Here is a 10,150-nt window from a genome sequence, read left to right on the forward strand (position 1 = left end):
GGCTCAGACCGCCCAGCGGCAGCTGAGGCGCAGCAGCAGTCGGAAGCCCATGTCGATGGCGAAGCCGATCAACCCCAGCACGATCAGTTCGGCAAAGATCTGATCGGTGCGGAAGAAGCGCTGGGCCAGTTGAATGCGTTTGCCCAGCCCCACTTCGGCCGCCACCAGCTCGGCCACCACCACCAGGTTCCAGGAGGTGGCGATGTTGATGCGCAGGGTGTCGATGATGCTGGGCAGGCTGTAGCGGGCCACCACCTGCACCAGCACCTGGCGGCTGCGGCCGCCGAGGGTGAGGGTGGTTTCGATCAGTTCCTTGGGAACGAACTTCACCGCATCCATCACCATCAGGATGTTGAAGTAGATCGTTCCGAGAAAGATCAGCGCGATCTTGGGTTCCTCGCCGATGCCGAGGTAGATGATCAGCAGGGGGATGAACGCTGCTGCCGGCATGTAGCGGAGCATGGCGATCAGGGGTTCGCACAGGGCGCAGACCGCCGGGTACACCCCCATGCAGATGCCGATCGGAACCGCCAGAACGGTGGCGAGCAGAAAGCCAGCGAACACCCGCCCGGTGCTGGCGACGATGTCCTGGAACAGGATGCCGCTCTCGGCCATGGAGGCCAGGGAGCGGAACACAGCTCCCGGTGATGGCAGGAACTTCTCGTCCACCAGGCCCAGAGAGGCGATGGCCGCCCAGACCAGCAGTGGGATGAGCAGGGAGGCGACCTGCAGGCCACCGCGCACTGGCCCCGACGGGGTGGCCCCCAGGGTGAACATGGAGAGGAGCCCTGAGCCCCTCCCCTTGGTTGCAGCGGCGGCCGTGGCAGTCATCAGGAGTCGGCGACCTTCTTGATGAAGCTGGAATCGAACAGGTTGCTCATGTCCGGCTTCTCGGGAATGAAGCCAACGGAGACCATGAAGTCCGCCATGGATTCCGAGGCGTAGGGCATGTACTGCATGCCTTCGCCCTCACTGAAGGCTTCCAGGTTCTCCTCGATCGAGAAGAAACGGGTGCCGTCCTTGTACTGCTCGTATTCCTCGGTGGGAATGCCGGCCCGCTTGGCCATGATCTCCTCGGACTTCTCGGGGTTCTTCTCCATGAAGTCGCGCACGTCCCACCAGGTCTTGACGATCTTCTGAACGTCGTCGGGCCGTTCCTTGATCAGGTTGGCGCTGACGGTGAGCAGATCGGGGATGGCACCGGGGTACTCCTTGGAGCTGGCGATCACCCGGGCACCCTCGCGCTGCATGGCGGTGCCGGTGTAGGGCGGGAAGGCGCCGACGGCATCCACCTGCCCGGCGGCAAAGGCTGTGGCGGCCTGGTCGGTGGGCATGCCTTTGATCACCACATCCTCACGGCTGAGGCCCACATCCTTGAGGGCCAGGCTGAGCAGGTAGTCGTCCACGACGCCCTCTTCCACCGCCACCGTCTTGCCCTTCAGCTCGGCGACGGAGGTGATCGAGGCGTCAGCAATGATCTGGTCGTTGCCGGCGGAGTTGTCGTTCACCAGCACCACCACTTCACCACCGTTCTCGCCCGGCAGGAAGGAGATGGTGTCGTTCAGGGTCTGGGAATTGCCGTCGATCTTGCCGGCGGCGAAGGTTTCCATCGACTGCACGTAGCCGTCGAACCACTTCATCTCAACATTCACGCCGTTCTTTTCGAACAGCTTCTCCTCCACGGCGATGGCCCAGGGCCACCAGCCGGCCCAGTTGCTGTAGCCGAGCACGATCGGCGTACCGCTGACGGCGGTGGGTGTGGGGGACTTGGCGCAGGCGACAGCCAGAACGATCGCCAGGCCGGCGATCAGGAGATTGCGGAGTTGCTTGGTCATGGCATCGGCGTGATGGGTTGAATGACGGGATCGGGGCTCAGGCGGTGGCCAGAGCAGGGGATTGGTCTGGCGCGTGGGCTGTGGAGGCTCCGGCGGTGCGATCGGCAAGGGCCTGCCGCACCCACTGGTGCCAGGCATCGAGGCCTTCGCCGCTGAGGGCGGAGACCTCGATCACCGTGGCGTTTGGATTGATGCTGTGGATGTTGCGGCGGATCGTCGCCAGCTCCACCGGCAGGTGGGGCAGCAGATCCACCTTGGTGATCAGCACCACATCCGCCTGGCGGAACATCAGCGGGTACTTCAGCGGTTTGTCGTCGCCTTCGGTGACGCTGAGCAGGGCCACCTTGTGGTGTTCCCCCACCTCGAATTCCGCAGGGCAGACGAGGTTGCCCACGTTCTCCACCAGCAGCAGATCGAGCTGGGCTGGATCCAGACGTTGCTTCAGCAGTTGGAGGCCACCGCTCACCATGGCGGCATCGAGATGACAAGCCCGACCGGTGGTGATCGGCACCACGGGAATTCCGACGGCTTCCAGGCGCTCGGCATCGAGCTGAGTGGTCATGTCGCCCTCCAGTACGGCCATGCCCCAATCGGCGGCCAGTGCTGGCAGGGAACGTTCGAGCAGAGCGGTCTTGCCGGCGCCGGGGCTGCTCATCAGGTTGAGGCAGAGCACGTTCCAGGCCTGGAAATGCTCGTGGTTGTGCTCCGCCTGGTGCTGGTTGGCGGCGAGGAGGTTGAGACCGAGGGTGTCCTCGAGAGGCATGTGCATGGCTAAAGGGGCGTAGGTGTCAGCGCATGCGCTGGATGGAGCCGGACTCAAGGGCAGCGCCGGCCTCACTGCGGTAATCGATGCTGCGGATCCGCAGTTCACGGCCGCTGACGATCTCCTCCAGTGGGTGATCGCAGCAGGGGGAGCGGTAGGCGCTCTCCGGGACTGGGTCGTAGGTGCTGTTGCAGACCAGGCAGCGACCGACGAACGGAATGTCGGTGATGGTGAGCCGGGAACCATCCAGCCAGCTGCCCTGCACCGCGGCGTTGTAGGTGGTCACCAGCTGATCGGGCTCAACGCAGGTGAAGCGGCCCACCTCGAGGTGGACGGTCTCCACCATCGCGCTGGGGTCGTCCCGTCGCTGCCGCCATTCATTGAGGGAGATCAGCAGGCACTTGGTCATGTCGACTTCGTGCATGGCTTATCTCCACTTCTGATCGACGTTCATGTTGCAGACATCGCTGACCCAGGCCGGCTTGTCCTTGCGGGGCAGCTGGCCGCTGACCACCAGGTGGGCCATGGCATCGCAGATCACGCGGGTGGCCATCAGTGAGGTCATGTCGCTGATGTCGTACGGCGGCGACACTTCGACGATCTCGAGACCGCACACCGGCACGTTGCGCACGATCAGCTCGAGCAGCTTGAGTGCCTCGCGCGGCAGCAGTCCGCCGGGTTCGGGCCAGCCGGTGCCGGGAACGAAGCCGGCATCGATGCAGTCGATGTCAAAGGAGATGTAAACGCAGTCGGTGCCGTCGGTGGCCCGTTCGATCGCGTACTGGGCTGCCGCCTCCAGACCCATCTCGGTGATGTCCGTGACGGTGAGCACGTTGGTGCCGCGTTCGCGGCAGACCTTCACGCCCTCGCGCGGCACCTGCCAGCCGCCGATGCCGAGCTGCACCAGGTTCTCGGCCGGAGCATTGGCCATGTTGGTGGCATGGAACCAGGGGCAGGTGTGCATCCGCTCGTCCAGGTCGATCTCCTGGGTGTCGACGTGGCGGTCGAAGTGGATGATGCCGACTTTCTTATCGCCGAGGTGGCGGCAGACGCCGCGCACGGTGGGGAAGCCGATGGAGTGGTCGCCGCCGAGAATGATCGGGAAGGCGCCGCTGGCGAACACGTGGGCGATGCCCTTGGAGATCTGATCGAAGCTCTTTTCGTTGTTGGCCGGAATCGTGAAGATGTCGCCGACATCGCAGAGGGTGATCTGTTCGCGCAGATCCACTCCCATTTCGTAGTTGTAAGGGGTGTACAACGCTGAGATACGGCGGATGCCCTGAGGCCCGAAACGGGTGCCGGGGCGGTAGGTCGTGCCGCAGTCGTGGGGGACCCCGACGATGGCCACGTCGTAGTTGCCCACCTGGTTCACATCCTCCAGGTAGGGCGCCTTCATGAAGGTGTTGATGCCCGCGAAGTGGGGCAGCTCGCCGCGGGAGAACGTGGAGATGTTGCGGTCCACGATGCTTTCGGCCGCTTCAAGACCCAGGCGCTTGGCCTGATCAACTTCCTGCTGCCAGCCAGTGAGGGGCAGCTTGCGTTCCTTCTCGAGCGCCTGCATGCCTTCGCTGGGATGCGAACGCTGAAAGGCCCCGTTGGGGTCCGTTGGGGATGACATCGGAGGGGGAGTTGGGGTTGTGGCGGTCTCCCGGGCTTTTGTCCCTCCGTGCAGCCGGCTGTGCCGACCGAAACCTCTCGGACCAGACATCCCGAATGGGATCGGAACCCTAGATTTCTCCGCTTTTCCACTTTCTGCGGCGCTGGCGGCACGCGTGGTGTGATCAGCTACGGAACTGATGCTTCAAACCGATACAGCTCTTGTGTTACGACCCTGATCTCCTCGATTGTTGGATCCTTAGGTCGAATCAGGCTTGATCCGTTTGTCGGTTTCTTCATCTGGTGATGAGAAAGAACGCGTCGTGGACTTGACGGATGACGAAGCTTCCCGGGCGACGCGCTTGATTGGTTGAAGAGTCGAACCGGTCAGAGGATCACGATCTCAACAAGGGTGATCCCGAACAGGGTCTGTTGTTTTCTGGGGGATCTACTGGCTATGGCTTTGATGTGACCATCCAAGTTGAGTGAGATGTACTGCATCGAGCGTCTTGAGTCTGGTGGTGAGTGGGTTCGGGAGCTCTGCTTCAAGACCGAGTTCAAGGCTTTTGTGCATGCGCGCACGAAGTCGCGGATCATGCCCTGCACCTATCGGGTGATTCAGCCCACCTGGAATGACGTGCTGGTGGTTCTGGAGGGCAAGTCGGCCTCTCAGGATGCCTCCAACTGAGTGCTGAGCGGAATCTGAGCGCCATGATTCATACGCGCTACCTCAGCAGTGAAGGCTGGGTGGAGGAGTGTTCGCATCGCTCCGTTTTTGATGCCTACATGGATGCGCGCCGCCGCTGCGTGCTGAGGGGCTGTCCCTATGTCCTCTTCGATGGGGAGAGTGGGGCAACCCTCTCTGTGCTCACGGTGAAGCAGTGTCTGAGGCAGTACGGCATCGATGGGGAATTTTCGCGGGCCGGATGAGCAACGGCGGTTGTTTGCGTGTCCGCTAATGCTTACTGAATGTGACGCTGCTTGCGCATCACTGAGCCCTCCTTACGTTGAAGACGATTGGTTGCATGGTGAAATGAATTCCGCTCAGAACAAAGACGACCTGGTCCGCTCGCTTGAGCGCAGGGCCTACAAGCCGATCGCGGTCGACAGCCTGATCTGGCTGAGAAAGCGACTGCTTCAGCTGGAAACAGAGATGCGCTGGGAGGATCGTCTCAGCCTGTTCGAAGAGTTCTTTCCGAACGACGCCATGGTGGGCAGGACATGACTCCGTCGCTCGCGTTCATACTGGGCGAGCTGGAGATCGGAAACCTCACGGCGGGCTTCCTGGTTGTGGTGGCCTTGGTCTTCGTCGGCAGCTTCGCGGTGGTGTCGTTGCAGACCGGTGAGCTGATCAAACCGGAGAAAAAGGACTGACGGCGGCCTGCTGCATCAGGGTCTGGTCAGAAGGCGGCGAGCAGCTGGGTCATGGCGGCGGCTGAACCGATGCCACCGAAGAACAGAACGAGGGGCAGCAGCACGGGCCAGCTGGATGTGGAATCGGAGTTCATCAGGCGTCTGTGCTGGTGGTCTGCTGCTGACTGCGCGGACAGGTGGTGGTTTCCGCTGCGGCCATGTTGGCGAAGGCGGCGAGCACCATCACGGCGATGACAACGGTGCCGCCCGCAAAGGCGATGAGTGGACTTCGGTTCACTGGCCTGAGCTGATGGGTTGGTGAAACTAACCAGCTGAACCGATGTGTGGCCGTTGCCACCAAGGGCTCATGACGAACAGCTGTAGTGGGAAATTCCTCCGGCGCTGAAGAACTGACGTGGTCTGAGCTGGTCGTATCCGGCGGCCAGTTCGGCGGTTGGGGTGTCGTACGGGGTTCTGAACAGGGTCTGCAGTTCCTGGATCAGGCCGTTGTCACCCAGTTCTGCCTGTTGATAGGCGGGGGCGATCAGCCATTCCCGCCAGGTGATGGCGGGGTTGACCCGTTGCATGGCTGCCGATGTCGCCTCGAACGAGCCGTTGGTTGTGATCAGGGCACGCCAGCGTTGCAGCCAGAGCAACCACTGGGCGTCCAGCTCCTCGGAACAGGGGAGATAGAAGCCTGCGTGAAGCTCCGACGGATGCTCGGGGATGGCGCAGAGCAGGCGGAAGACCCGGGTGTAATCAGCTCTGGAGGCCACCAGCAGCTGCAGCAGTTCGCTGATCAGGGCTTCGTCGTAGGCGGCCAGCCCGAGCTTGCGGGCCCACATGTTCTCGAGCTGCTGCTGCATTGCCGCGGCGAAGCCTCCCTGCAGTTGATCCAACTGCTCCTGGGCGTCGCTGTCGTCCTCCATCAGGGTGCGCAGGGATTTCCAGAACATGCGGTAGTTGGCTTCCGCCGCCATCGGCTGGTTGAAGAAGGAGAAGTGGGCTCCTCCGCCTGTCCATGGCTGGAAGCGGGGATCGAACAGTTCGCAGAAGCCGAAGGGGCCGTAGTCGAGGGTGTAGCCGCCGGCGGCACAGTTATCGCTGTTGAAATTTCCCTGGCAGTAACCGACACGCATCCAGTCGGCGACGAGTGCCGTCAGCCGGCCGCGGAACAGGCGGGCCAGCTCCAGCACCTGCTCACGGAAGGACAGGTCGGGATCGATCTCCGGACGGTAGTTGCGGTCGATCAGGTGCTGCACGATCAGCTGCAGCTCATGGCGCGCTTCAGGGTGGGCGTTCTCGCGGGCGCGGCGGGCGAACAGTTCGATCTGCCCGACGCGCAGGAAGGAGGGGGCGACGCGGGTGCTGATCGCCGCCGGGTTGTCCACCATCACGTCCGGATCAAGGGAGCGTGAGTGCTCTGAATACCAGGGCCGCCGCACGGTCTCATCGCGCGACATGTACAGCGTGAGCGAGCGGGAGGTGGGAATGCCGAGGGCATGCATGAACTCCTGGGCGAGGAATTCGCGCACGCTGGAACGCAGCACGGCGCGGCCATCAGCCCCGCGGCAGTAGGGGGTCGGACCGCCGCCCTTGAGCTGCATCTCCCAGCGTCTGCCTTCAAAGACGCCTTCGACGATCGACATCGCCCGTCCATCGCCGTAGCCGTTGCCGGTGCCGAAAGGGCACTGCTGGATGTATTCGGTGCCGTAGATCGACAGGGCATAGCCGGTGGCCCAGCCCCAGGGATGCATCGGGGGGGGTGGCCACCGATGCATCACCGGAGAAGAGGCGGGTGAAATCGGGGTCGTGGGCGAGCGCATCGTCCAGGCCCAGCTCAGCGAACAGGGTGCTGCTGTGGGCGACGTAGTCCGGATTGGGAATCGGTGTGGGTGTCACCGGCACGTAATGGCCGGACATCACCGGCCGTGGCCGGTGATCGTTGCCATCAACCGTGGCGTCCGGATCCGGCCGGAGAGCCTCCAGCAGCGAATAGTCGACCCGCGCGGCGAACTCCTGGAAGCTGTTCGCTGTGGTGGGCATGGGGTCGGATCAGGTCTCTGCCGATGCTATGGAGCCGCTCCTGCGCGGATCAGAGATCCGGCACCGAGGTTTCCGCCCGCAACGTGCACCAGGGTTCCAGATCCGTCGCCTTCCCGCAGCGGGGGCAGCTCCGTCCCCTGGCCTGCACCTTGGCGAAGGGGATCCAACGGGAGTTGTCGCGGCCCTCGTAACCGCAGTGCCTGCAGTGGATTCGATATTCAGCCATCGTTCAGTCCGATGAGCCTTCCAGGCGCTTCACGGCCTCATGGGCCCGTCGCCATCCCTTCACCTTGAAACAGCTGGAGTGATGGCAGACCAGGTACTGACCGTTGCCGACGGCATCGATGGTGGAACCGCGCGAGTTGGCAAAGATGCGGCTTCTGAAGTCCATGGCGTCTCCCCTGCCCTGGATTCACTGTTGTGGGGCGGCTTCCCATCGGCAACCCGTGTAAAGGCGCATTGCCCAGAAGACGACAGACAACGAAGCTGGAAACGGCGTGCTCAGTTCGATCTCAGCTCTCGCTGCACATGTGGTGCTAACTGAGTATTTAAGCCTGAGAATTTCCTCCTAAGTAATTTACTCTGCGCAATAGTTTTCTTGACCTGAACTAAATGCTGCTTGTAAGTGTGTTGAACTTGCGAGGGTCACATGTATTCGCTCAGACGAGAACACAACCATGAATCCATCACTGAACGATGGCAAGCCCTGGATGAGTACTTCGTTTGCATCACTGAATGCGACATCAATGATCAGGTCTGTGTCACCACCTGCCTGACAAAGCATCTCAAGATCGACGACGGGTCCGATCTCTCGATGGCCACCTGAGCCGATTCACTCCGATGCACCAGCGTCTGCGGCTGGAAGGGCACGGCCCGTTACTGGGGTGTGGTGGTGAGCTGAGCGGTCGATCCAGCCCCTAGAGCTGGTCTCCGTTGTTGCGCAGAGCGCACTGCGGCTGCTTGCTGCCGTACTGCCATGGTCGGCGCATGGCCCAATACTCATCCACCAGGCCGAGCAGGTAGGTGCCGATGCGCTGGAGCCAGGAGTGTTGCTTCATCCCTTCAACATGCCAAGGGATCGTCTCAACGGCCATGGTTCTCCAGCGGCCGGACCTTGTTCAGGAGCCCAGCAGAGCGGTGCATTCCAGCCGTTCCTGGCTGGCGTCCCGCCGTTTCAGCCTCAGGCTGATCAGCCGTGCGAGATACAGAGCATCGTCTTTCACGCCGCAGAACCGTCCGGACCCCCAGGTGTGCAGCCAAGGCAGGCCGAGGAAATACAGGCCGTTGCTCTGGGTGACGCCACGATCGTGGGCGGGTTGTCCGGAACCATCGAACACCGGTACATCGATCCAGCTGAAATCACTGCGGTAGCCCGTGCACCAGATCACTGCCGCCAGCGGTTCACCGGTGAGATCAAGACCCGGATCCTGCCCATCCGGTGGCTGCCAGCAGGGGGAGTAAGGAGCCTCCGAGGGGGCCTCGATGCCCTGCTTCTCGATCCAGCTGTCGATGCTGCTGCGGATCCGGCAGTACACCGCATCGGCCTGATCAAGATTGCGGCTGAGGTCGTCGGCGAACCGGATCCGGTCGCTGCTGATCATCGCGAGGCGACCGTGCAGATGCAGTCCTTCGATCGCACGCCTCCGCAGATCGATTTCCCTGCCGCCATCCCGGCCCGTGAGGTAGTGGTTGGTTTTGGCACGCACGCTGCGTGGATCGTCGTGCTCGCTGATCGGCATGGCGTAGTAACCCATGCGATCCAGCCAGTCCACCACGTCCCGTCCTCGGTACATCCGTGGCGAGCGGGGGGCGCTGCCCACGCTCAGGTGCACCGTCCGACCGGATAAAAACAGGTCTTCAGCAATCTGACTGCCGGACTGGCCGCTGCCGACCACCAGCACAGGGCCTTCCGGCAGGGATCCGGCATTGCGGTAATCGCGGGCATCGAGCTGCAGCACGGAGGTCGGTAGCCGTTCCGCCAGTGGATGCCTGCGTGGTGTGTGATAGCCACCGGTGGCCACCACCACCTGCTGCGCTCTCACCTCGCCTTCGCTGGTGAGCAGGCGGTAGCCGCTGCCGGTCTGCGAAAGCCGCTGCACGGCCACACCCTCGTGCACATCAGCCCCGACGTGCTGGGCGAAACGGCGCAGGAAGGCCACGATCTCCGCCTTGGCCATGAATCCCTGAGGCTGGTCGCCGTCGTAGGGGAAATCAGGCAGCTGGCACTGCCAGTTGGGAGTCACCAGGCAGAAGGAATCCCAGCGTTGTTGATCCCAGGCGTGTCCGATCCGGTTCTTCTCAAGCACCAGAGGACGGATTCCGTGCTGCTGAAGTGCCTGGCTCACGGAAAGACCGGCCTGTCCGGCCCCGATCACCACAACCTGATGGAGATCGGAGTGATGCGCGCTGTTGAGCATGCTTCAGCACACAACTTGGCATTGCAATGATTCAGGAAAATCATTTTCATTTGTGTATTGAAAGGCACAATTAGTTGAAGCGATTTCTCGCGCATTGCTGCTGTATTTGGTTGCAAATGGAACACTTTTTGTTGATGCCA

14 protein-coding genes, 1 pseudogene and 1 riboswitch are annotated in these 10,150 nt (G+C 62.3%); of the genes and pseudogenes, 4 read left to right on the forward strand and 11 right to left on the reverse strand.

Annotated elements, in window-relative coordinates; all coding sequences use genetic code 11:
• Nucleotides 1-3: 3 nt before the first annotated feature.
• Genes KR49_RS00785 through speB form a run of 5 tightly spaced genes read right to left on the reverse strand, consistent with a single transcriptional unit; the run spans nucleotide 4 to nucleotide 4,216 of the window.
• Nucleotides 4-831: an ABC transporter permease gene (locus tag KR49_RS00785; protein WP_043690723.1), complete on the reverse strand. Its 828-nt coding sequence runs from the start codon at nucleotides 829-831 to the stop codon at nucleotides 4-6.
• Entirely contained in the window at nucleotides 831-1,835 is a 1,005-nt protein-coding gene (locus KR49_RS00790) for an ABC transporter substrate-binding protein (protein ID WP_043690725.1), read from the reverse strand. Before KR49_RS00790 ends, KR49_RS00785 begins: the two co-directional genes overlap by 1 nt.
• Before the next feature lie 37 nt (nucleotides 1,836-1,872).
• Complete coding sequence (hypB, locus tag KR49_RS00795; protein ID WP_084187904.1) at nucleotides 1,873-2,604, reverse strand: hydrogenase nickel incorporation protein HypB; 732 nt, start codon at nucleotides 2,602-2,604, stop codon at nucleotides 1,873-1,875.
• A gap of 19 nt (nucleotides 2,605-2,623) precedes the next feature.
• A complete protein-coding gene (locus KR49_RS00800; RefSeq protein ID WP_043690729.1) occupies nucleotides 2,624-3,022 on the reverse strand; it encodes a hydrogenase maturation nickel metallochaperone HypA in 399 nt (132 codons plus the stop codon).
• Between the two features lie 3 nt (nucleotides 3,023-3,025).
• Entirely contained in the window at nucleotides 3,026-4,216 is a 1,191-nt protein-coding gene (gene speB, locus KR49_RS00805) for an agmatinase (protein ID WP_043690732.1), read from the reverse strand.
• A gap of 25 nt (nucleotides 4,217-4,241) precedes the next feature.
• A riboswitch (guanidine-I (ykkC/yxkD leader) is annotated at nucleotides 4,242-4,340 on the reverse strand.
• A 335-nt stretch (nucleotides 4,341-4,675) separates the two neighbouring features.
• Here speB and KR49_RS00810 point away from each other — a divergent pair.
• The 4 genes from KR49_RS00810 to KR49_RS14145 all read left to right on the forward strand — a co-directional run bounded on the left by KR49_RS00810 (nucleotide 4,676) and on the right by KR49_RS14145 (nucleotide 5,568).
• On the forward strand, nucleotides 4,676-4,882 hold the full coding sequence (locus tag KR49_RS00810) for a hypothetical protein (RefSeq protein WP_156957057.1): 207 nt from the start codon (nucleotides 4,676-4,678) through the stop codon (nucleotides 4,880-4,882).
• A gap of 23 nt (nucleotides 4,883-4,905) precedes the next feature.
• Complete coding sequence (locus KR49_RS00815) at nucleotides 4,906-5,124, forward strand: hypothetical protein (protein ID WP_043690737.1); 219 nt, start codon at nucleotides 4,906-4,908, stop codon at nucleotides 5,122-5,124.
• A 103-nt stretch (nucleotides 5,125-5,227) separates the two neighbouring features.
• Nucleotides 5,228-5,419 (forward strand): hypothetical protein, encoded by a 192-nt coding sequence (locus tag KR49_RS00820; RefSeq protein ID WP_084187906.1) that lies wholly within the window; start codon nucleotides 5,228-5,230, stop codon nucleotides 5,417-5,419.
• A complete protein-coding gene (locus KR49_RS14145) occupies nucleotides 5,416-5,568 on the forward strand; it encodes a hypothetical protein (RefSeq protein ID WP_173402107.1) in 153 nt (50 codons plus the stop codon). The genes KR49_RS00820 and KR49_RS14145 overlap by 4 nt, the downstream gene beginning before the upstream one ends.
• A gap of 133 nt (nucleotides 5,569-5,701) precedes the next feature.
• Here KR49_RS14145 and KR49_RS14150 read toward each other — a convergent pair whose 3' ends face one another.
• From KR49_RS14150 to KR49_RS00830, 6 genes and pseudogenes are all read right to left on the reverse strand, one after another.
• Entirely contained in the window at nucleotides 5,702-5,845 is a 144-nt protein-coding gene (locus KR49_RS14150) for a hypothetical protein (RefSeq protein WP_173402108.1), read from the reverse strand.
• Between the two features lie 67 nt (nucleotides 5,846-5,912).
• Nucleotides 5,913-7,593: pseudogene (locus KR49_RS00825) on the reverse strand (protein adenylyltransferase SelO family protein).
• A gap of 49 nt (nucleotides 7,594-7,642) precedes the next feature.
• Complete coding sequence (locus KR49_RS13670) at nucleotides 7,643-7,819, reverse strand: hypothetical protein (protein ID WP_156957058.1); 177 nt, start codon at nucleotides 7,817-7,819, stop codon at nucleotides 7,643-7,645.
• 3 nt (nucleotides 7,820-7,822) lie between these two features.
• Nucleotides 7,823-7,984 (reverse strand): hypothetical protein, encoded by a 162-nt coding sequence (locus KR49_RS14155; protein WP_173402109.1) that lies wholly within the window; start codon nucleotides 7,982-7,984, stop codon nucleotides 7,823-7,825.
• A 526-nt stretch (nucleotides 7,985-8,510) separates the two neighbouring features.
• Entirely contained in the window at nucleotides 8,511-8,687 is a 177-nt protein-coding gene (locus KR49_RS13675) for a hypothetical protein (RefSeq protein ID WP_156957059.1), read from the reverse strand.
• Nucleotides 8,688-8,711: 24 nt separating this feature from the next.
• Nucleotides 8,712-10,010 carry an MSMEG_0569 family flavin-dependent oxidoreductase gene (locus KR49_RS00830; RefSeq protein WP_043690740.1) on the reverse strand — a complete coding sequence of 433 codons (1,299 nt, stop codon included), beginning with the start codon at nucleotides 10,008-10,010 and terminating at the stop codon, nucleotides 8,712-8,714.
• Nucleotides 10,011-10,150 lie beyond the last annotated feature (140 nt).

Source organism: Synechococcus sp. KORDI-49 (genome assembly GCF_000737575.1).
GTDB lineage: Bacteria > Cyanobacteriota > Cyanobacteriia > PCC-6307 > Cyanobiaceae > Parasynechococcus.